The 21751-nt window shown below is 61.6% G+C and carries 23 protein-coding genes; 8 read left to right on the plus strand and 15 right to left on the minus strand.

The window, feature by feature from the left end:
- The first annotated feature begins 15 nt into the window (after positions 1 to 15).
- A complete protein-coding gene (locus tag M2360_RS20640; RefSeq protein ID WP_280777373.1) occupies positions 16 to 1146 on the plus strand; it encodes a fumarylacetoacetate hydrolase family protein in 1131 nt (376 codons plus the stop codon).
- 3 nt (positions 1147 to 1149) lie between these two features.
- Here M2360_RS20640 and M2360_RS20645 read toward each other — a convergent pair whose 3' ends face one another.
- The 14 genes from M2360_RS20645 to M2360_RS20710 form a co-directional block, all read right to left on the minus strand.
- Positions 1150 to 2034, minus strand: a complete 885-nt coding sequence (locus tag M2360_RS20645; RefSeq protein WP_280777239.1) for an MBL fold metallo-hydrolase — start codon at positions 2032 to 2034, stop codon at positions 1150 to 1152.
- Between the two features lie 54 nt (positions 2035 to 2088).
- Entirely contained in the window at positions 2089 to 3513 is a 1425-nt protein-coding gene (locus M2360_RS20650; protein WP_280777241.1) for a gamma-aminobutyraldehyde dehydrogenase, read from the minus strand.
- 25 nt (positions 3514 to 3538) lie between these two features.
- Positions 3539 to 4354, minus strand: coding sequence for an ABC transporter permease (locus M2360_RS20655; protein ID WP_280777242.1), 816 nt, complete (start codon positions 4352 to 4354; stop codon positions 3539 to 3541).
- A complete protein-coding gene (locus M2360_RS20660) occupies positions 4344 to 5285 on the minus strand; it encodes an ABC transporter permease (protein WP_280777243.1) in 942 nt (313 codons plus the stop codon). The genes M2360_RS20655 and M2360_RS20660 overlap by 11 nt, the downstream gene beginning before the upstream one ends.
- Positions 5282 to 6283 (minus strand): ABC transporter ATP-binding protein, encoded by a 1002-nt coding sequence (locus tag M2360_RS20665; protein ID WP_280777244.1) that lies wholly within the window; start codon positions 6281 to 6283, stop codon positions 5282 to 5284. The genes M2360_RS20660 and M2360_RS20665 overlap by 4 nt, the downstream gene beginning before the upstream one ends.
- 120 nt (positions 6284 to 6403) lie before the next feature.
- Entirely contained in the window at positions 6404 to 7564 is a 1161-nt protein-coding gene (locus M2360_RS20670) for an ABC transporter substrate-binding protein (RefSeq protein WP_280777245.1), read from the minus strand.
- A gap of 185 nt (positions 7565 to 7749) precedes the next feature.
- The gene (locus M2360_RS20675) at positions 7750 to 9234 is read right to left on the minus strand and encodes a calcium-binding protein (RefSeq protein WP_280777246.1); all 1485 of its coding nucleotides are present in this window, start codon (positions 9232 to 9234) and stop codon (positions 7750 to 7752) included.
- A 262-nt stretch (positions 9235 to 9496) separates the two neighbouring features.
- Complete coding sequence (locus M2360_RS20680) at positions 9497 to 10489, minus strand: aldo/keto reductase (RefSeq protein WP_280777247.1); 993 nt, start codon at positions 10487 to 10489, stop codon at positions 9497 to 9499.
- Between the two features lie 11 nt (positions 10490 to 10500).
- Entirely contained in the window at positions 10501 to 10830 is a 330-nt protein-coding gene (locus M2360_RS20685) for an L-rhamnose mutarotase (protein WP_280777248.1), read from the minus strand.
- A gap of 1 nt (position 10831) precedes the next feature.
- Positions 10832 to 11893, minus strand: coding sequence for a sn-glycerol-3-phosphate ABC transporter ATP-binding protein UgpC (gene ugpC / locus M2360_RS20690; protein ID WP_280777250.1), 1062 nt, complete (start codon positions 11891 to 11893; stop codon positions 10832 to 10834).
- A 3-nt stretch (positions 11894 to 11896) separates the two neighbouring features.
- Entirely contained in the window at positions 11897 to 12730 is an 834-nt protein-coding gene (locus tag M2360_RS20695) for a carbohydrate ABC transporter permease (RefSeq protein ID WP_280777251.1), read from the minus strand.
- 8 nt (positions 12731 to 12738) lie between these two features.
- Positions 12739 to 13614 (minus strand): sugar ABC transporter permease, encoded by an 876-nt coding sequence (locus M2360_RS20700; protein WP_280777252.1) that lies wholly within the window; start codon positions 13612 to 13614, stop codon positions 12739 to 12741.
- 49 nt (positions 13615 to 13663) lie between these two features.
- Positions 13664 to 14926 carry an extracellular solute-binding protein gene (locus M2360_RS20705; RefSeq protein WP_280777253.1) on the minus strand — a complete coding sequence of 421 codons (1263 nt, stop codon included), beginning with the start codon at positions 14924 to 14926 and terminating at the stop codon, positions 13664 to 13666.
- Positions 14927 to 14984: 58 nt separating this feature from the next.
- Positions 14985 to 16121 carry a mandelate racemase/muconate lactonizing enzyme family protein gene (locus tag M2360_RS20710; RefSeq protein WP_280777254.1) on the minus strand — a complete coding sequence of 379 codons (1137 nt, stop codon included), beginning with the start codon at positions 16119 to 16121 and terminating at the stop codon, positions 14985 to 14987.
- An 81-nt stretch (positions 16122 to 16202) separates the two neighbouring features.
- On the opposite strand from M2360_RS20710, the gene M2360_RS20715 reads away from it, so the two are divergent.
- The 6 genes from M2360_RS20715 to M2360_RS20740 all read left to right on the plus strand — a co-directional run bounded on the left by M2360_RS20715 (position 16203) and on the right by M2360_RS20740 (position 20720).
- Positions 16203 to 16895, plus strand: coding sequence for a GntR family transcriptional regulator (locus tag M2360_RS20715; RefSeq protein ID WP_280777255.1), 693 nt, complete (start codon positions 16203 to 16205; stop codon positions 16893 to 16895).
- Positions 16896 to 16957: 62 nt separating this feature from the next.
- Positions 16958 to 17317, plus strand: coding sequence for a membrane protein insertion efficiency factor YidD (gene yidD, locus M2360_RS20720; RefSeq protein ID WP_280777256.1), 360 nt, complete (start codon positions 16958 to 16960; stop codon positions 17315 to 17317).
- 120 nt (positions 17318 to 17437) lie between these two features.
- The gene (locus M2360_RS20725) at positions 17438 to 18937 is read left to right on the plus strand and encodes an FAD-binding oxidoreductase (protein WP_280777257.1); all 1500 of its coding nucleotides are present in this window, start codon (positions 17438 to 17440) and stop codon (positions 18935 to 18937) included.
- A gap of 7 nt (positions 18938 to 18944) precedes the next feature.
- Complete coding sequence (locus M2360_RS20730) at positions 18945 to 19352, plus strand: hypothetical protein (RefSeq protein ID WP_280777258.1); 408 nt, start codon at positions 18945 to 18947, stop codon at positions 19350 to 19352.
- Positions 19349 to 20425, plus strand: a complete 1077-nt coding sequence (locus M2360_RS20735) for a hypothetical protein (RefSeq protein WP_280777260.1) — start codon at positions 19349 to 19351, stop codon at positions 20423 to 20425. Before M2360_RS20730 ends, M2360_RS20735 begins: the two co-directional genes overlap by 4 nt.
- The gene (locus M2360_RS20740) at positions 20415 to 20720 is read left to right on the plus strand and encodes a hypothetical protein (protein ID WP_280777261.1); all 306 of its coding nucleotides are present in this window, start codon (positions 20415 to 20417) and stop codon (positions 20718 to 20720) included. Before M2360_RS20735 ends, M2360_RS20740 begins: the two co-directional genes overlap by 11 nt.
- 122 nt (positions 20721 to 20842) lie before the next feature.
- On the opposite strand, the gene M2360_RS20745 is transcribed toward M2360_RS20740, so the two are convergent.
- Positions 20843 to 20980: a hypothetical protein gene (locus M2360_RS20745; protein ID WP_280777262.1), complete on the minus strand. Its 138-nt coding sequence runs from the start codon at positions 20978 to 20980 to the stop codon at positions 20843 to 20845.
- 254 nt (positions 20981 to 21234) lie between these two features.
- On the opposite strand from M2360_RS20745, the gene coaD reads away from it, so the two are divergent.
- A complete protein-coding gene (coaD, locus tag M2360_RS20750; protein ID WP_280777264.1) occupies positions 21235 to 21729 on the plus strand; it encodes a pantetheine-phosphate adenylyltransferase in 495 nt (164 codons plus the stop codon).
- Positions 21730 to 21751: the final 22 nt, after the last annotated feature.

Genomic DNA, 21751 nt, shown 5'->3' on the forward strand with positions numbered 1-21751 from the left:
CGTCAGGGAGTGAGGATTGTGAATTTGACTGCGAAACAGTTTGCGAGCGGAACATTTGTCGGCCGGATCTGGCTGGAAGCAGCCGATGGCCCGGCGCTGGTGAGCTTGCGTGACGGCATGCTGCATGACGTGACCTCGAAGGCCGCGCCGACCATGCGCGATCTGCTGGAGATGGACGATCCCGTCGCCTGGCTCGCCGCCAATCCGGGAGCGCCGGTGATGGCGCTGGGGGACGCGGTCAGCCGCGGTCTGCTTCTCGCGCCGAATGATCTCCAGGCGGTCAAAGCCTGCGGCGTGACCTTTGCCCGCTCCATGGTCGAGCGCGTGATCGAGGAGAAGGCGGCGGGCAATCCGGCGCTGGCCGAAAAGATCCGCGAACGCGTCACGTCGATCATCGGCGACAGCCTGCGCAACCTGAAGGCCGGCTCGGACGAGGCGATGAAGGTCAAGGCGGCGCTGATCGAGGAAGGCGTCTGGTCGCAATATCTCGAAGTCGGCATCGGCCCCGACGCCGAAGTGTTCAGCAAGGCGCAGCCCATGGCCTCGGTCGGCTATGGCGCCGAGGTCGGCCTGCATCCGATTTCCAAATGGAACAATCCCGAGCCGGAAGTCGTGCTTGCGGTCAATTCCAAGGGCGTGGTGCAGGGCGCGACGCTTGGCAATGACGTCAATCTGCGCGATGTCGAGGGACGTTCGGCGCTGCTGCTCGGCAAGGCCAAGGACAACAACGCATCCTGCTCGATCGGCCCGTTCATCCGACTGTTCGACGCGACTTACTCGATCGATCATGTCCGCAACGCCGACCTGACGCTTCGCGTCGAAGGCGAAGATGGTTATGTGCTCGACGGCAAGAGCTCGATGAAGGAAATCAGCCGCGATCCGCTGGATCTCGTCAGCCAGACCATCGGTCGGCATCATCAATATCCCGATGGTTTCATGCTGTTCATGGGCACGCTGTTCGCGCCCGTGGAAGATCGCGACCATAAAGGTCAGGGTTTCACCCATAAGCTCGGCGACGTGGTGACCATCGCCAATCCAGAGTTGGGCAGCCTGACAAACACAGTACGGCTATCGACAGAATGCAAGCCCTGGACCTTCGGCGTCCGCGCCCTGATGGCCAATCTCGCCCGGCGTGGATTGCTCTAAATCTCAGCCGTGAACCTTCTCCACCGCCTCGACATTGCGGCGGTGGACCGCCTCATAGGGCTCGAAATAGAGGATGGCGCCGCGGGCGCAATCCTCGGCGACGAAATCGACCAGCGGCGAGGACGCCGCGATCCGGCGATCAAGCGGATCGATCAACCGTTCGAGATAGGCGCGGTTGGCGTCAACAAGGCCCTTCTTGTAGCCGCCCTCGGCAATGCGTCGGGAATCGCCATGATTGGGCAGGATGCGGCGGATCGGCCACAAGGCCATGCGCGACAGTTCTGCGATATGCGTCTCGATATGTTCGGGCTCGGACACATAGGTCACCGTATCTTCCAGCGTGTCGCCGGCCAGTAACAGGCCTTCATCCGGCAGCCACAGCACGCAGCCATCGGCGCTGTGAATGTCGAAGTGATGCAATTCGATGCGCCGACCGCCCAACTTCAGGTCCAGTTGGTTTTCGAACAGGCGTGTCGGCATCACCAGCGGCGAAATCGGCGGCGAGCCGCCTTCCAACTCCTCGCGATGCTCTTCCATGGCCTGCGCCGTCAATCCGAGCGCGATGATCTCGCAGTCTGAAAAGACCTCGTTGCCGGCGACATGGTCGGTGTGCCAGTGGCTCAGCACGAGACGGATCCTCGTGACGCCCGCCTCTTCAAGATACCGCCGCATGAAGCGGGCGTGATCGAGACTGGTGTGGCTGTCATAGACGATGGCCTCGGCCCCGTCGACCAGCGCATAGGCTGCGATACCCAGGCCATAGGCGCCGTCGTCGAGCCAGTTTTCCTCTTGGGAATGCAGTCGCTTGCCGGCGATGCGGCCGTCATAAAATGCAAAAAGCCCCGGATAGGGCTCGAACACGCGCATGGTCTCGGCAAGATCGGGCATCTGGGGCTCCGTGGTGAGGCGGCTCCCCGCGCGGAGCGGGGAGCCCTGGAATGATCAATGTGCGATCATAACATGACGGACCACGGTGTAATCCTCAAGCGCATACATCGACATGTCCTTGCCATAGCCGGATTGCTTGACGCCGCCATGCGGCATTTCGTTGGTCAGCATGAAATGGGTGTTCACCCAGGTGCAGCCATATTGCAGCTTGGCCGACGCCTTCATCGCCTTGGAGACATCCTTGGTCCAGACCGAGGAGGCGAGGCCGTAATCGCTGTCATTGGCCCAGCCGATCACATCGGTGTCGTCATTGAAGCGGGTGACGGAGACAACGGGGCCGAACACTTCGCGACGGACGATTTCGTCATCCTGCAGCGCCCCGGCCACCACGGTGGGCTGATAGTAGAAGCCCTTCTCCGAGCCGAGCTTGCCGCCGGTGACGACATCCATGTGGCCGAGTTCGGCGGCGCGCTCGACAAAGCTCGCGACGCGATCGCGCTGACGCTTGGAGATCAGCGGCCCCATTTCGTTTTCGGCGTCATCGGCCTGGTTGAAGCGGATGCTGGAGACGGCGGCGCCGAAATCGGCGACGAAGCGATCATAGATCTTCTCATGCGCATAAATGCGGCAAGCGGCGGTGCAATCCTGTCCGGCATTGTAGAAGCCGAAGATCTTCAGCGCCTCGACGGCGGCCGGAATATCGGCGTCGTCATAAATGATCACCGGGGCTTTGCCGCCCAGTTCCAGATGCGTGCGCTTGACGGTCTTGGAGGCGGCGACCAGCACCTTCTTGCCGGTGGCGACATCGCCGGTGATCGACACCATCTTGATCTTCGGATGGTTGATCAGGTGATTGCCGGTGGTCTCGCCGCGGCCGAGCACGATGTTGACAACGCCTTCGGGCAGAATGTCGGCCATGAGTTTGGCAAGCTTCAGCGCCGTCAGCGGCGTCTGTTCCGAAGGCTTGAACACCACGGTGTTGCCGCCCGCCAGCGCCGGCGCAAGCTTCCAGGCGCCCATCATCAGCGGATAGTTCCACGGCGCGATCGAACCGATGACGCCGACCGGATCGCGGCGGATCATCGAGGTGAAGCCAGGCAGATATTCGCCGGCCACGGGGCCGTGCTGGGCGCGGATCGCGCCGGCAAAGAAGCGGAAACAATCGACGATCGCGGGGATTTCGTCATTTAGCGCCGCATTGATGGGCTTGCCGCAGTTCAGAGATTCGAGCGTGGCGAAGCCGAGCGCGTCGGCCTCGATGGCGTCGGCGATCTTGAGAAGATAGCCGGCGCGCTGCGCAGGCGTGGTCTCCGACCACTGCACGAAGGCGGCTTCGGCGGCGTCGACGGCGGCGTCGATCTGGGCGGTCGAGGCCTCGGGAATGGCGACGATGGTTTCGCCGGTGCGCGGGTTGAGGATCTGCTCTTCAGTCTCGGTGCCGGCTTCGAACTTTCCGCCGATCAGCAATTCGGTATCCATGATGTTCTCCCTCTTGATTGCCGGGTTATTTGCCGGCGCCGGCGGTTTCGGCGCCGTCGCGGGTCAGGTAATAGGCGCCCAGGATGGGCAGGAATGTCACCAGCACCACGAACATGGCGACGACATTGGTGACCGGCCGCTCGCGCGGACGAATGAGTTCTTCGAGCATCCAGATCGGCAGCGTCTCCTGCTGGCCGGCGGTGAAGGTGGTGACGATCACCTCGTCGAAGGACAGCGCGAAAGCCAGCATTCCGCCCGCCATCAGCGCCGTGCCGATATTCGGCAGGATGACATAGCGGAAGGTCTGGAAGGAATTGGCGCCGAGATCGTAGGACGCCTCGATCAGCGATCCCGACAGCCGCCGGAAGCGCGCCACCGCATTGTTGTAGACCACCACGACGCAGAAGGTGGCGTGGCCCAGCACGATGGTCCAGAAGGAGAAGGGGATCTCCATGATGCCGAAGGCGGAGCGCAGCGCGATGCCGGTGACGATGCCGGGCAGGGCGATCGGCAGGATGACGAGCAGCGAGATCGCCTCCTTGCCGAAGAAATTTGCCCGCGACACGGCTGCGGCGCAGAGCGTGCCGAGCACCAGCGCGATTGCCGTTGCGATGGCGGCCACCTGCACCGACAGCGACAGCGCCGCCCAGACATCCGGCCGGTCCCAGGCCTTGCCGAGCCACTGCAGGGTGAAGCCCGGCGGCGGCCATTTGAAGCTCTTCTCTTCAGTCGTGAAGGCGTAGACGAAGATCAACAGGATCGGAAGCTGCAGGAAGAGCAGGCCGGCGCCGGCGGCTATTTTCAGCCCGGCGGGGGCCGCGTTGAGACGATCAGAGCGCATCGAAGGCTCCCTTCTTCTTGGCGACCCAGAGATAGATCCCCATGATCACGATCGGCACGACAGAGAAGGCGGCGGCGAGCGGAATGTTGCCGGCCGTGCCCTGCTGGGTGTAGACGGCCTGACCGATGAAAAGCCTGGACGAACCAATGATGCCGGGAATGATGTAGTCGCCGAGCGTCAGCGAAAAGGTGAAGATCGAGCCTGCGACAATGCCGGGCAAAGCGAGCGGCAACAGCACATGCCGGAAGGTTTTCCCCGGCGCTGCGCCGAGATCATAGGAGGCCTCGATCAAATTGCCGGGAACGCGCTCGAGCGCCGCCTGGATCGGCAGGATCATATAGGGCAGCCAGATATAGACGAAGACGAGAAACGTGCCGGTAAAGCTGATCGACAGCGACGTGCCGCCGACGATGGGCAGAGCGAGATAGGCGTCGAGCAGAAAGCTCAGACCGATCTTCTCGAACGCCCAACTGATGATGCCTTCCTTGGCGAGGATCATCTTCCAGGCGTAGATTTTGACGAGATAGGACGACCAGAGCGGCAGCATGACGCCGAGATAGAACAGCGCCTTCCATTTGCCCTTGGCGTAGCGGGCGGCAAAATAGGCAATCGGGAAGGCGATGATGGCCGAGGCGATCGTCACCAGCGCCGCCATGGTGACGGTGCGGACGATGATGTCGATATTGGACCGCCGCAACAGTTCGCCATAGGTCGACAGCGTCAGCTCGTATTTCACCTGGCCGGTGAAATCATCGAGCATGAAGAAGCTCTGCAACAACAGCGTAAGAAGCGAACCGATATAGATGACGCCGAGCCAGAGCAGCGGCGGGGCGAGCATCAGCGCGAGCAGCAGTTTCGGACGCCGCCACAGCGTCGCCGAAGCCCGGCCGATCACGCCGTCCTGAGAGGGAGAGACAGCCGCGCTGGTCATGCCGCGTCATCCAGAAGGTGAAGGGCGGATTTCGGGAAGCTGAGCGTCACCGCTTCGCCTTCGCCCGGCACGTGAGCGCCCGGGGCGAGATTGGCGTGCAGCCTGACATCGCCCGTGTCTACCGCGATGCGGGTTACCGAACCGAGGAAGGCGCGATTGGCGAGACGACCGGAAAGGACGGCATTGTCCGAGCCGCCGTCGCCGAGGCCGATCATCTCCGGCCTCAGGCTCGACCAGCGGCGCTGGCCGATCAGTTTCTCGGTGGTCGCCGGCGGCAGCAGGTTGGAAGAGCCGACGAAATCGGCGACGAATTTCACCTTGGGCCGCTGATAAATGTCTTCGGGCGTGCCAGCCTGGACGATGCCGCCATTGTTGAACACGGCGACGCGATCGGCCATCGACAGCGCTTCGCCCTGGTCGTGGGTCACGAAGATGAAGGTGATGCCGAGGCTTTTCTGCAGCGCCTTCAACTCTTCCTGCATGGCTTCACGCAGTTTGAGGTCGAGCGCGCCGAGCGGCTCGTCGAGCAGCAGCACCTTGGGTTTATTCACGAGCGCGCGAGCGAGCGCCACGCGCTGACGTTGGCCGCCAGACAGTTGGCCCGTCTTACGAGCGCCATAACCGCCGAGCTTGACGAGATCCAGCGCCTTTTCGGCTTCGCGCAGCCGCGTCGCCTTGTCGACGCCCTTGACCATCAACCCATAGGCGACATTGTCGAGGATCGTCATATGCGGGAAGAGCGCGTAGTCCTGGAAGACGGTGTTGACCTGGCGCTTCCAGGGCGGGACGCCATTGGCGCTTTCGCCGAAGATGGAGATCTCGCCGCCGGTCGGCTGTTCGAAGCCGGCCACCAGCCGGAGACATGTGGTCTTGCCTGACCCTGAGGGGCCGAGCATGGCGAAGAATTCGCCCTCGGCGATGTCGAGATCGACCCCGTCGACCGCCTTGACGCTGCCGAAATGGCGCGACACGGCGCGGAAGGATACAGCCGCTACCATAGTGAAGTCTCCGTCAAAGAAAGAATTACGGCCTCAAAGGCCATGCCCTGCGCTTGCTCCGCCCCGGCAAGGGGCGGAGGAATGGGGCGATCCGCCGCCAAGGCGGCGGGAGAGGGCGGCTTACTGACCGCCCATCACTTCGATGTAGTCCGAGGTCCAGCGGCTATAGGGCACGCAGGCGTCCTGCGACGCGCATTTGGCGGTCGGCGTCTTCCAGAAGCTGATCTTCTCGAAATTGTCGAAGCCGTTGGTGGCGCAACCTTCGTCGGTCAGTAGCGCATTGCCCTTGCAGGCGGCCGGCACAGACGGCACCGAGCCGAACCAGGCGGCGAGGTCACCCTGGACCTTGGGCGACAGCGAATGCTCCATCCACATATAGGCGCAATTCGGATGAGCCGCCTCAGAATGCAGCATGGTGGTGTCGGCCCAGCCGGTCGCGCCTTCCTCGGGGAAGACGGAGGCGACGGGCTGCTTTTCCGCCGCCAGCAGGTTGACCTGGAACGGCCACGAGCCGGAAGCGACCACGCCTTCATTCTTGAAGTCGTCGATCTGCACCATGGCGTCGTGCCAGTAGCGGCCGATCAGCGAACGCTGGCCCTTGAGAAGGGCGATAGCAGCGGCATATTGCTCTTCATTGAGCTCGTAAGGGTCCTTGATGCCGAGTTCCGGCTTGTGCGCCTTGAGATAGAGCGCGGCGTCGGCAATGTAGATCGGGCCGTCAAAGGCCTGGACGCGACCCTTGTTGGTCTTGCCGTCGGGCAGATTCTGTTCCTCGAACACCACCGACCAGCTCTTCGGCGCCTTATCGCCGAACACCTTGGTGTTGTACATCAGCACATTCGGGCCCCACTGATAGGGCGTGCCGTAATGGGCGCCGTCGACCGTGTGCCAGGGCGCGTCCTTGAGGCGGTCGTCAACGGTCGACCAGCTCTTGATCAGATCGACATTGATCGGCTGCACCTTGCCGCCAGCAATGAGGCGGAGCGAGGCGTCGCCCGAGGCGGTGACGAGGTCGAAGCCACCCTGGTTCATCAGGGTCACCATTTCGTCGGAGGTGGCGGCGGTCTTGACGGAAACCTTGCAGCCGGTTTCCTTTTCGAAAGCGGTCACCCAGTCGTAATTCTTGTCGGTTTCGCCGCGCTCGACATAGCCGGCCCAGGCGACGATCGACAATTCGCCTTCGCCGGGACCGATTTCCTTGAGCATTTCGGCGGCGATCGCCTGGCCAGAGACGGACAGGCCCAGCATGAGAGCGGTCGTGGACTTCAAGAAGGTCTTCATGGTCGTTCTCCCGTTTGTGATTATGTTCCCGGGCGCCATTCAGCCAAACTTTTGCGGCATTCGCAAATTTATTATCAAGAATATCGGTATCGGAAAAACCGAATTCACACATCAGCTGCCGCCCGAAACGAAAACGGGGACGGCCATGCGCCGTCCCCATTCTATTCTCGTCAATTCAGGCCTGCTTAGAGGTCGAAGAAATCGACCTTGAAGTTGACGGCGCTGTCGATGTGGATGGTGAAGTCCGCCTTGCCGTCGCCGTCATTGTCGCCCGCGACATAGCGCTCGCCATTGGCGGCATAGGCGCGAAGTTCACCGGCATGCTTGGAGAAAGCGTCGCTGCCGATGAAGGAGAAGGCCTGGTCGCCATTTTTGTTCTCATTGGCGTCGATGCCGCTGAGATCGATGATGTCGCTCTGCTTACCGTTGAAATCGGTGATCGTGTCGGCTTTGGCAACCGCCGAGGCGCTGTCGCCAAGGTTGAAGACGAATGTGTCTGCGCCAAGATTTCCGCTCAGCGTGTCGACGCCAGCGCCGCCGGTCAGCGTGTCAGCCCCCGCTCCGCCCGTCAGCACGTCATTGGCGGCTCCGCCGTTGAGAACGTCGTTGCCATTACCGCCATTGAGCGTGTCTGCGCCTGCGCCACCACCCAAAGTGTCAGCGCCTGCGCCGCCGGACAGGACGTCATTTCCAGCATCGCCGGCAAGCGTGTCATTGCCATCGCCGCCACGAAGCGTGTCGACGCCTGCGCCGCCGCCCAAAGTGTCATCGCCCGCGCCACCGGACAAGGTGTCGGCGCCGGCCATGCCGTAGATGGAATTCGCGACCGCATTGCCGACGATCGAGTTCGCGCTGTCATTGCCATATCCGAAGACGGCTAGATCGCCGGAAAGCACCAGTGTCTCGACATTGGCGGCAAGTTGATAATGGCTCACGGTGGTGGTGACCGTGTCGGATCCCGCGCTGGCGTCTTCCGTCACCACATCGCTAAGATCGTCCACGACATAGCTGTCATCGCCGAGACCACCGGTCATGGCGTCCGCGCCGGCGCCGCCATCGATCGTGTCGTCGCCTTCACCGCCGAGCAGCGTATCGGCTCCGTCATTGCCTTCGATCTGATCGGCATAGGCGGTGCCGGTATAGCTGTCGACGCCAGCGGAACCGATGAAATGCTGCGCCTGAGCGGCGAGCACGGAATAGATATAATCGACATTTTCCGTGGTGCTGACAGTACCGTCGCCGTTGAGATCCTGGTCGCCGGCGACATTGCCGCGCTGCAGGGCGCGATAGAGAGCGTAGAGCTTGTTGGTGGTGACGTCGGTGCTGGCGGTGTCCTGTGTCAGATCCAGACCAGAGATAACAAGGCCCGCATCGACGCCGGTCAGCGCGCCGCTTTCGTCGGTCGTCGTTTCACTCGTGTAGTTGCCGAGCGTAAAGCCGGTCAGCGAGCCATAAACACCGCGATTGTAGGAGAGATCACCTTCGAGCACCACCTGGGCGCTGGTCTCGTCAGCAGCGTAACGGAACCCGACCTGCGGCGCATTGGTATAGCCCGGATACCAGGTCGACGCGCCTGCGGTGGCTCCGACTGCGGCAAAATATTCGGTGATATATGCGGAATAGTCGAAAGACTCCAGATTGCTGGCGTCAACCGTGATCATGTCTGCCATTTTTCTCTCCTTGCACGTCCAGAACTCGCCCCGACCGCGGACGGCGCGCGGAAGCGGGGCGGCGCGCCGGCGGGGCCGGGCCGCTGAATCTTTTTCTGTGTGGGTGAAGCACGGATCTCAGCGCGTGATCGCGCTCTTGCAAGGCCGCGGGAACAGCCCCTCGGCGGCTCCGGCGGCGGTTCTAATAAACATGATATTTATAGTCAACATCTACGCGCGCGTCGCGGCGTAAAATATGACATTTTCCATCATCTAATCGAAATCAATTGGCTCCGAGGCTGAATCGCTCGAACCGGCCGTAGACTCCGGGATCGATGCGATGCTCAACGCTTTGGAGATTGCGGATCAGGCTCGAGGATTTCGCCGTGCCGATGAGCACGCTCGCCACGCATGAGTCCGCCAGCGGAAACTGAAGCGCCAGAGCGGCCAGATCGTGACCCTGCTGTTCCGCCTCAAGCTTCATGCCCCCGACCCGCGCTTGAATATCGGCAGAGGCCGGCGCGTAGTCGAAGGTCGCTCCGGGCAAGGGGCCGGTGGCGAGAATGCCGGAATTAAAGACGCCGCCGATGACCAGCGAGATTCCACGCTTGCGGCATAGCGGCAGCAGATCGCGCTCCGCCGTCCGGTCGAGCAACGTGTAGCGGCCAGCGAGCAGAATCACGTCCATGTCGAAATCGCCCATCAGATCCATGCAGACGGCGGTCTCATTGACGCCGACGCCCCAGGCGCCGATGACGCCTCGCGCCTTCAGTTCCTCAAGCGCCGCGCCGCCGCTCTGGCGCAGATCCCGGAGATGCCGGGAATTGTCCGGCTCCTTGTGGGTGTAGGGGCCGATGTCGTGGACGAAGACGATGTCGAAGCGGTCGACGCCCATGCGCTTGCTGCTTTCTTCAAGGCTGCGCATGATGCCGTCGCGGCTATAATCATAGCGCATGACGGCGGGATTGGCGTCGACGAAGCCGTAGTCGGGAGCCTCATTACGGGGTACGGGCGTGAAGAGACGGCCGACCTTGGTGGAGATCACCACATCGGAACGCGCCTTGTCTGCCAGGAACTTGCCCAGTCGCTCCTCGGACAGCCCCGCGCCATAATGCGGCGCCGTGTCGAAATAACGGATGCCGGCGTCCCAGGCGGTCTGCAGAACATCGCGCGCCTGCTCTTCGGAGCAAGGCCGATAAAGTCCCGCCAGCGGCGCGCAGCCAAAGCCGATTTCGGAGATTTCGAGCGAGGTCTTTGCGACGCGGCGGGTTTTCATGGGGTGTCCTTTCAATCCAGATGATAGACGCAGGGCAGGAACGACCACCATTCGCCTGGCGCAGACGAGTCGAACGGCGTCTGGCAGGGATCGGTGAGGGCGAGCCATCGCCTGGTGACATCGAGATCTCCCAGCCGCTGCATGTCGGCCTCGAAATCGTCTCCGTCATAAACCCAGACGCCGAACAGAAGGTTCTCCGGCTCCTTGAGAAAAATGGAGTAGTCGCGGATATGGGCCGCTTTCAGGGCCGCGTCCATGTCAGGCCAAGGAGAGGCGTGCAGCGCCTTGTAGGTTTCCACCATGCCAGGCTTCAGCCTGATGGCCATGCCCATCTTGGCCATGTCAGCGGATCCGGGCGCCGTCAGGCGTGAAAAAGCGCATGTTGGCGGGGTCGAAACGCATCTCGATGACATCGCCGACGCGGGCCGCAGTCTTGCGCTTTTCCGCCACGACCACAGCGCCGTCAGGCAGGGCGGCGTGGACATAGGCGGTGGCGCCGAGATGTTCGACAACATCCGCCCGCGCTGAGAATGCGACTCCCTCGGCTTCATCGAGATGTTCCGGCCTGAGGCCGACCAGCAAATTCGACCCGGGAGCGAGCGGCGTCGACAGTGTCGGGCAGGGCAGGGACACGCCTGCAAATTCGAGGCTTTGGCCATCGGCCGCAACAGCCGCTTGCATAAAATTCATCCGCGGCGAGCCGATGAAACCGGCGACGAAGGCGTTGTCTGGATCCTCATAGAGCGCGACCGGCGAGCCGATCTGCTCGACGCGGCCGGCGCGCAGAACGACGATCTTGTCGGCCAGCGTCATCGCCTCGGTCTGGTCATGGGTGACGTAGATGATGGTGTTTTTGAGCGTCTGATGCAGCTTGGCGATCTCGACCCGGGTCTGCACGCGCAGTTCGGCGTCAAGATTCGACAGCGGCTCGTCAAACAGGAAGACATCGGGATTGCGCACGATCGCCCGGCCGATCGCGACGCGCTGGCGCTGGCCGCCGGAGAGTGCTGCGGGCTTGCGGTCGAGCAGCGGCGTGAGCTGCAGGATGGCGGCTGCGCGCGCCACCTTCTCCTCGATCTCGGCCTTTGGCGCTTTCGCCATACGTAAGCCGAAACTCATGTTTTCGGCCACCGTCATATGGGGATAGAGCGCATAGGACTGGAAGACCATGGCGACGCCGCGCTCGGAGGGCTCGGTGTCATTCATCCTGACGCCGCCGATGAACAAATCGCCGTCGGTGATCTCCTCGAGCCCGGCGATCATGCGCAGCAGCGTGGATTTTCCACAGCCGGACGGGCCGACGAAGACAGTGAATTCACCCTGTTCGATCTGCATTGACACGCCGTGAATGACATGAGCCGCGCCATAGGACTTGGTGACTTGGACGAGTTCGATCTGATGCATGGTTCAACCCTTCACGGCGCCGGTGGCGATGCCATTGACGATGCGCCGCTGGAAAACGAGATAGATGAGAACGATGGGCGCCGCGGCAATGACGATTCCGGCCATCAACAGCGGCACATTGGTGGTGTATTCGCCCTTTAGCGCAGCGATGCCGACCATCAGCGTACGGTCTTTCTGCAGCACGAGCAGCGAGATCAGCACGTCGTTCCAGCAATAGAGCGTGTTGAGAATGCCGAGCGTGATCAGCGCGGGACGGCCGAGCGGCAGCATCACATGCCACCAGATCTGCAGGAGTTTCGCGCCGTCCATCCGCGCCGCTTCGACCAGTTCGCGCGGCAGGCCGGAATAGAAGGCGGTCATCAGGTAGACGCAGAAGGGCAGGAAGAAGGCCGTATAGGAAATGATCAGGCCGATGCGCGTGTTGACGAGGTCGAGCGCGACGATGGTGCGATAGAACGGCACCAGAACCACCTGCACCGGGATCATCAGCGAGGCCAGAACCACCATGAACAGCAGTTTCCGATAGGGAAAGCGCAGCATGGCGAAGGCGAAACCGGCCAACGACGACACGAGCAAAAGCAGCGCCACCGCCCCGAATGTGGTGACGACGGAATTGAGGAAGTATTCGGAAAGCTTGGAGCGGTTCCAGGCATTGATGAAATTGACGATGGTCGGGTCGTTGACCAGCGAGAAGCGGTTGAGGATATAGCCCTTGTCGGTCTTCAGCGCATTGTTGACGGCGAAATAGATCGGATAGAGGCAAGTCAGCGCCAACGCCCACATCGGGATCGACGCGAGCCGGAGCAGCGTCTTTTCGCGTTTTCCGGAAATAGCCATGGCGATCCTCAGAGATTGGCGTTCTTGGACATGATCTTGATCTGGATGTAAGCGAGGCCCGCCATCAGCGAAAACAGCAGCATGGAGATCGCCGCCGCGTAACCTGGACGGTTCATCTTGCCCTGTTCCAGCCAGATCAGGAATTCCGGCAGCGCCGTCGATGTGCCCGGGCCGCCTGCGGTCAGCACATAGATGAGACCGAACATCGAGGTCAGCGCGCCGATGGTGGTGACAACGCCGACGAATTCGATGATCGGCTTCAGCGCCGGGATGATGACGTGAATCCAGACCTGCAGCGGCTTGGCGCCGTCGAGCCGCGCAGCTTCAACCAGTTCCTTCGGCACGGTGGAGAGACCCGCCATGAAGATCAGCAGGCTCATGCCGAAGGTCGACCAGAGCTGCACCGCAAACAGGCAGAACAGCGCCGTCCAGCCCGAGCCGAGCCAATCGACCGGGATGAGGCCTATGGCTTTCAACATGGCGTTGAGGCTGCCGTCGTAACGCAGCACCATGTTGAAGATCGAGCCGACGATGACGGAGGAGAGCACGGCGGGCAGGAAATAGACGGCGCGGAAGAAACGGCCGCCCGGCACGCCCTGATGGATGAGAATGGCGAGAACCATCGGCAACGCCACCCAGACCGGGAGGGTGGCGATCAGGATCAGCGTGTTTTCGACGCTGTCGCGAAAGGCGTCGTCAGAGGCGAGGGCGACATAATTGTCGAAGCCGACAAAGGTGAATGTCGACATTCCGTCGGTGTCGAAGAACGACAGGACGAAGCCAGAGATCAACGGAAATATCCTGAACACCGCGACCAGCAGAATTGCCGGCGCGATGAACAGATAAGCGATGCGTTTTTCTGTGGCGCTGCCCACGCGTGTCATCCCTTGCAATGCCGACGCCGGGGTTGTTCCCCGGCGCGAGGTTTCCTGTTTACTTGTGCGCGTCGGCCTGGACGGCGTCCATCTTGGCGGCGGCTTCATCCACCGTCGTCTCGCCGTTGAGCAGCAGCTGGCTCAGGCGATGGATTTCCTCGAGCTCCTTGGCGGTCGCATTGGCATGCGCCATGGGAGCGCCAGAAGAACCCATCATGCCCAGGATGGAGATGCCGGCCGGGCTCTGGATCACCGCAGTGTCCACCTTGGTGTTGGAGGAAATCGCGCCGGCGTCGTTGAAGAAGATCTGCGCGGGTTCGGGCGAGGCCAGAACCTTGGCGAACTCCACGGCGAGATCGACATTGGCGGACGCCTTGTTGACGCCGTAACCGATGCCTCCCGCCAGCGGGAATTTCGGCTCGCCTTCCTTCTTGTCGGAGGCGACATTGGGCGACGGCATGGCGTAGACGCCGTCATTGTCGGCGCCGAGGAATTCGTCGAACTGCTTCCAATGGGCGACGTCGGAAATCAGGCCGATGGTGTTGGCAGCCTCGCCGCGCATGAAGCCTTCATATTCGTCCATGAATTTGGCGGTGGAATTGGCGCCCTGCGGGAACCAGCCGGCCTTGTTGGCGTCCACCCAGGCCTGCAGGATGGATTTCACTGGAGCGCTCGACCATTTCAGCTTGCCCGCCGAAAATTCCGCCTGTTCGTCAGCGGTCCATTGGGTGGCGGCGAGCGCCGAGAACCAGAATTCGATGCCAAAACCTTCCTTGTTGCCCATGGCGAAGCAGGGGACCGCGCCCTTGGTCTTGATGGCCTCGCACATCTTGGAAAGGTCGGCCCAGGTCTTGGGCGGATTGGCCGGATCAAGGCCGGCGTCCTGATAGAGTTTCTTGTTGTAATAGACCACGAAGCCCTGGATGGAGAGAGGGATGGCGTAGGCCCCGCTCTTGTCGGAAAATTCTTCCCAGCCGACCAGGTCGTCCTTTATGTCGTCGACCCTATCATCGAGCTTCACCAATGCGGGGAACCGCGCCTTGGCCTGCGCGCCGCCATTCATCAGGAAGAGGTCGGGGCCGGAATTCGAGGACAGGGCCGTGCCGAGCAGCGTGTAATACTGGTCGTTGGGCTGCATCACGTAGTTGATGGTCACGTCCGGATGCTTGGCCTCGAACAGTTCCTTGGCCTTCTGGTAAAAGCTCGCGGTGGCCGGATCGCCAGATTTCCAATCCCACACCGTCAGTTCGGCCGAGAGCGCCTGGCCGGCGATCACCGCCATCGACGCGCCCATTAGAAGCGCCTGCATTGTCTTCATCATGTCGAGTTCCTCCCAAGGAAAATGCCGCGCCTCCCGCGCCGGCATGCAGTCAATAGAATTAAGTGGGCAGCCTGGTGTTTTTCGGCGCAGCGCCGAGATCTTCGCGTGCGAGCAGATGGGGCCGCGCCCAGTCGCGCCGGGCCGTCTCGGACAAGACGAGGCCATGGCCGGGCCTTTCCGGCGCATAGGCCCAGCCGTCTTTTATGCGAATGGGCTCATCGACCAGATGATCGAAATTCTGGAACGAATATTCGAGCCATTCGACCTCTGGCAGGGCGCAGGCCATATGCACGCCGACCTCCAGGAAGGTGTTGCCGAGACTGACCGGCACCGCCTTTTCGGCCGCGAGCCAACCGATCTTCATCACATCGCCCACCTGGCCATGGACATTGATCATGTCGGCTGCTTCCGCTTCCAGAAGCAGCCGCTTGCCGGTGAGATCAAGATATTCGCCGGTGTTGATCTGGGTGCGCGACGCAGACCTGCGCAGCAGCCTGAGACCATCGAAATCGCTGCGGAGGATTGGGTCCTCGACCCAGAGCAGATCGTGGCCTTCCTTCTGTATCCGCTCGATCTTCATCAAGGCTTCCTTGGCGCTCCAGGCCTCGTTGGCGTCGACCATGATCTCCGATCCGGCCGGAATGACGGCCTTCAGAAGTTTGAGGCGATGGAGGTCACGATCGAAATCGGCGTGGCCGACCTTGATCTTGAAGGCGCGGTAGCCGATCGAAGAAGCGTAAGCGAAGAGCGACTGAAACTGGTCGTCCGCAAGGTGAAAATCCAGCCCGCTGGCATAGGCCTTCACCCGCTCGCGGCGGCCGCCGAGCAGACGATGAAGCGGCAGACCGGCTTCCTTGGCGGCCAGATCCCACAACGCCACCTGAAGCGCTTCGTGGAAGGGCAGGGTGAAGGCGCGCTGATTCCCGCCGCGCGGCCGGCTTTGCCGATGCACCAGCGCAATGGCCGCCTCGCCCTCAATCGCGGGCCAGATTTCTCCGGCGAAGATGCGGAAAATCTCGTCTTCGGCCGGAAGCGCCGTAAAAAGGGTCTGGATAAAGCCGAGACCGACGGCGCCGCTTTTGGAGATCAGTTCCAGGGCTGCTACATTCACATCATCCGCCCGCACCTGGCTATCGCCGATAACGCGGTCGCGGGCGAATTGGAATCGGGTGATGCGAAAGGCTTCGAGCGTCATGAACTAATCTCTGATCGATTAAACCGTTGAACTGATCTATCAGTTGCCGTATCTGATATGGCAAAACAGGATGGCGTGCAAGTGGCCCGAAAGACAAAAACCGCAGACCCGGTCGAAGACAATGGCGGCGCAGTGCGCCTGAGCGATGTTGCCTATAACCGCATTCTGGAGGCTCTGTTCGATCGCAAGGTTCAGGCCGGCGCTTTCGTCTCGCAGGGCGAATTATCCGAACTTGTGGACGTGCCGGTCGCGCCGCTGCGCGATGCGCTCAGGGTGCTGGAGGCCGAGGGCATCCTCACCATCCATCCGCGCTCGGGCATCCAGTTCGTGCGGCCGGGGCTGGAACTGACGCGGTCGACCTATCAATTCCGCTCTATTCTGGAAAAAGCGGCCATCCGGGTGTTCGCCGAACAGGGTGACGAGAGCTTGGTTGGCTCCATGCTGGAACGCCATTTGCGGCTGATGTTGGCCATCGGCGTCGAAGGTCTGGGGCCGGCCGAACTGGTGGAGATGGAAGCGTTGGAGCAGGTTCTGCACAATGCGGTCATCGGCGTGTTCCACAATCCGCTGATCGACAGCAGCTATCGCCGCATGCATAACTATCTCAGACTGCTGCGGCTCGACCGCAAACTCACGGCCCCTGTGGCGCTTCGGACATTGAAGGAGCATGTCGAGATCATCGAGGCCTGCCGGGCGCGCAACGCCGACAAGGCCGAACAGGCGCTGGACGCGCATTTCCAGGCGGCGATGAACCGTAATCTCGGGCTCATCTGACGGGGTGACGACTTGTCCTGCGCGGCGCTCGTCACCACATGGCGGTGAGAAGAAGGCGGAATATGTGCCAGCATTGTGAAAATCTTGGTGAAGACGACGACGAACCGCCGGCCCGGCGCGGTCGCAACTGGCGAGGACCATTTCGCAAGACGCCCGGTCGCCTGTTCGGCATGGGCTTCATCCGCCTTTATCAGCTGACGCTGTCGAGCCTGATCGGCAATTCCTGCCGCCATATGCCAACCTGTTCGGAATTCGGCTATGAGGCGATCGCCCGACATGGCCTTTGGGCGGGCGGTTTCATGACGGTTTTCCGCGTCGCCCGATGCGGTCCAGGCGGCACATGGGGGGTCGATCCCGTGCCGGAAGAACTCAAGACGTCCATGCACTGGTATCTGCCGTGGCGTTACTGGCAAAGAGGGTGACATTCCTGCACGCCATTCGGCAATACCGCCAGGATTGAATATCGGTCACGCGAATATTTGCTCAAAGTCAACCGTTCCGTGATCATCATCGCGGATCGAATCGGTTGGAGTGGGCTGTAGATGACAAAGGGAACCAAGCGGGCGTTCTTGATCGGCGCGGGGACCGCGCTTGCAGGCGTGGGCCTATGGCGCTTTGCAAGCGGATCGACGAATTCAAGAGGTCCGGCCTTCCCGGTCTTTGACAGTTTCGTGTCCGCCAAAGGCAATATCCTCAACGACGCCAGTCAGCTTGAGCCGACGGAGATCAAGAATCTCGTCTTGCTGAACGCCCGCGTCGAGGGCGCGTTTATCCATCAGCTTCGCGGAATGATCCGATCGGCCGGCGAGCAAAATCATCCGTTGATCGCCAGCACAGCGCGTCATTCCATGGGCGGGCAGAGCATTCCGGACAAGGGCGTTGCGGTGTCGCTGGTTCAAAGCTGGATCGAGCCGAATGTGGGCGCGCGCACCTATCGCGTCGGCGCGGGAACACGCTGGCAGACGGTGATTAAGGAACTCGACAAGATCGGCTTCTCCCCGAAGATCATGCAGTCGAACAATGATTTCGGCGTCGCCAGCACCTTCTCCGTCAATGCGCATGGCTGGCCGGTGGCCTATCCTGGATGCGGTTCGTCGGTGCGCTCGATGAAGATGATGTTTCCGGACGGCGTGATCCGGACCTGCTCGAGGACAGAGAACGCCGACGTCTTCCGCCACGCCATGGGCGGATATGGATTGTTCGGCGTCATTCTCGAACTCGAACTGGAGATGGTTTCGAATATGCGGCTCGAGCCGCGTTTCGATCCCGTCGAAGGACGGCAGCTGGGGCAACGCTTCGCTGATACGCTCGCCGCCGACCGCTCGATCGAAATGGCGTATGGACGCCTCGACGTCTCGCTCGACAATTTTTTCAACGACGGCCTGTTGATCACCTTCCGTCCGACCGAAGATCAGGGCGACCTGCCAACCGTGGAGGGATCAGGCCTGGTCAGCATGGTCTCGGCCGACATTTTCCGTATGCAGACAGAGTCGGAATTGTCGAAAGAGTTCCGCTGGTGGACAGAAAAGACGCTCGGGCCATCCTTCACCGGGATCACGACACGCAACAACCTGATGAACGAACCGGTGATCACCCTCGACGACGGTGATCCGACTCGCACCGACATCCTGCACGAATATTTCGTGCCGCCGGATCGCTTCGCCGATTTTGTCGAGGCTTGCCGCGCCGTGATCCCCGCCTCCTATCAGCAACTCCTCAACGTCACGGTCCGCTATGTCGGGGCCGACACCGAAAGCGTGCTGGCTTACGCTCCGGAACCGCGCATCGCCTCCGTCATGCTGTTCTCGCAGGAAATGAGCCTGCGGGGAGAGGAAGACATGCGCCGCATGACGCATGCGCTGATCGAACGCGTGCTGGACATTGGCGGCTCCTATTATCTGCCTTACCGGCCGCATGCCTCACTGGACCAGTTGAAGCGCTCCTATCCTGGCATTGCCGATTTCGTCGCGTTCAAGCGCAAGCTTGATCCGAAACTGATCTTCCGCAATCTGATGTGGGATCGTTACTTCAGCAAATTGTGAGGACGCCATGAACCGCCTGAGACTGACGTCGCTTTGCTATTTCCTCATCCTGCTTGCGGTGGCGCTGCTAAACTATCTGCCGTTCATCCCCACGCCGGACGGTCGGGTGTTCGGGATCTTCGCCCTCGACATCTATGATGACGCGCTGCATCTGGCGTCCGCCTTGTGGGCCGGCGGCGCGGCGCTGGCGGGCGCCCGCGCCTCGAAATTCTTCCTGCGCAGTTTCGGCATACTCTATTTCGCCGATGGCGCGCTCGGCCTTGCCACCGGCTCCGGTTATCTCGATCTCGGCATCCTGCATTATGGCGTCCAGGATCTGCCTCTCACCTTCAAGATCCTCGCCAATCTGCCGCATCTGACGTTGGGCGGCGCGGCGATCGCCACGAGCATCGCCTTTGCAAGGGATGCAAAATGATGCGCAAGGCGCTGAAATGGTTGGCTGGCCTGCTCGGCGCGATAGTTGTCGCCGTGATCCTGCTTCTTGCGCCGGTCGGCTATGTCGAAACCTTTTGCCGGGGAAAAATCGGTGCGGCGCGGTCGGATCCGAAGATGGCCGATCCCGCCTTCTGGCGCGCCGAGGCCAATACATATCTGACCTATCCGGAATGGCACATCGTCTATGCCTATGACGGGCTGGCGGAAACGCTGAAGACGTCAGATGAATATTCATTCGGCTACCTGAAATCGATTGCCGGCTTCTGGTCCTCCACCTGCCAGATGATGCGCCATGCCGACGCCCATGGCGGCGCAGATGGTGAAACGCGGCTGATGGTGCATACGATCGGCGTCAGCTTCACCTTGGAAATGCTGATGAAGGCGGGGTATGAGGAGACAATCGGACGGCTGTTCGCCGCTGTCAGGGGCGAGGACAAGACGCCTCAGGATCTCATTGCCCGCGACATGGCGATCGATTACGCCGCCTTTCTGCGCCAGACGCCCTGGTACAAATATGATTTCGCCGTCTGGCGCTCGACACTCGACGCAGCGCCCGACACCGATACGCTGCGCGGCTTGGAGCGCAGGCTGGCGCTCGGCGGCGAATGGAGCGCCAAGATCGCTTACGCCCAGGCCATCGCCGCCGGCGTGGCTGCGACCGGGGAGGCCAAACTCATCATCCGGTCCCTGGTCAGCGACTTGCCTTCGACGGATCTTGCCGGTCTTGCCGGCGTCAAGCTCGTCGAGGAAACTCCCGCCGGCGCCATCATCGAAACGGACCGTTACGACGCCTTCACGAAAATCATCGCCGCGGTCGCCGCCAAGGGCGGACGCTTTGTCGAGATCGCCGGCAATGACGACATCATGGCAAGCGTGCTTCTGGCGCCAGGCGAGGTCTATGCCGGTCCAGGCTCGGAGATCGCACGCGTCAACCGCGACGGCTTCGAGGGAGACCGCGTGCTGGCGACGCTGAAAACCGCCGATCTCGGGACGCTGTTTTCCGCCTATCCGGCTGCGGCGGGACGTGGGGTGGAGCATGTGTTTGACTACTAGAGTCGGACTTTCGCGCGCTTTCGGCAACGCCGCCTGGCTCGGCGCTATCGGGATGGCCGCGATCGCGGTCCAGCCGCTCACGCTGGTGAGTTTTGCTCCACCACAGACGGTGCGCGTGCTGATCGGCGGACTTCAGCCGACAGATTTGCCCGAGGGCGTCGAGATGCTGGATTGGGACGGCGGGCAGGCGCGGCTGGAAGGCGTCGACGCCCGGGCGGCGCGGCAGCTTTACGCGCGCGGCGCGCTGCTCGTCCTGCCCGAACGCGCTGGCGGCTGCATCGCTTTGTCGTCATGACATGGCTTGATCGCAGAAACGCAGAAGACCGGACGGGCAGGGGACCGTCCGGTCTTCTGGGAATGCAAGCGCGGCGCAGGGGCAACACCGGCTTTGCGGGGGAGGAGGTCAGAAATTCAGGATCAGAAGACCGCGCGGCGGGACAAAGCGGCGCGGGTGGCGTGTTCTTCACGCACCGCATTGATGACCGACGAGACCGCAGTCGCCAGGAACATGATCGCGATTACGGCGGCCATCAACGCCAGTGTCAGGTACATCATCGTCGTCGTCCTTTCGTGTCGGTCTGCGCCTGACATCTCGATCTTGAGAGGCCGGCGCGGCTTCTGTTTCCAGGGAGGGCGCTTGTTATTGGTTTGGCGTCGCTCCGAACTTGAGACGATATAACCATGCGCACCCTGAAATCGGCCTGAATAGGTCGTTCATCCAGCGTTCAGTTTCGTCAATTGGCCGGAAACCGGTTGCGCCACCCGGAGTTCCATGACAAAAGGCGGCCCGTATTCTCCTGGGTGGCGACATGATCACAGCCTTCTATCCCGGCTCTTTCGACCCGATGACAAACGGCCATCTGGACGTTTTGATCCAGGCGCTTTCCATCGCGCCGCGGGTGGTAATCGGTATAGGCGTGCATCCCGGCAAGACGCCGATGTTCTCCTTCGAGGAGCGCGCCGCGTTGATCCGTCAGTCTCTGACGGAGACTCTTCCGGAACGGCTCGACGATATCGACGTTGTCGCTTTCGACAATCTGGTCGTTGACGCTGCCCGGAGCCACGGAACCAAAATGCTGATCCGGGGTTTGCGGGACGGCACCGATCTCGACTATGAAATGCAGATGGCGGGCATGAACAGGCAGATGGCCACCGACATCCAGACGGTATTTCTTCCGGCGGGCGCGACGACCAGACCGATTACCGCCACATTGGTCCGCCAGATCGCGGCGATGGGCGGCGATGTCAGCGCCTTCGTGCCCAAGCCCGTCCTGACGGCGCTACAGGCGCGGCGCGCGTCCTGAGCGATCTGAACACCAGCATGAA

The organism is Rhizobium sp. SG_E_25_P2 (assembly GCF_029892285.1).
Lineage (GTDB): Bacteria > Pseudomonadota > Alphaproteobacteria > Rhizobiales > Rhizobiaceae > Rhizobium_E.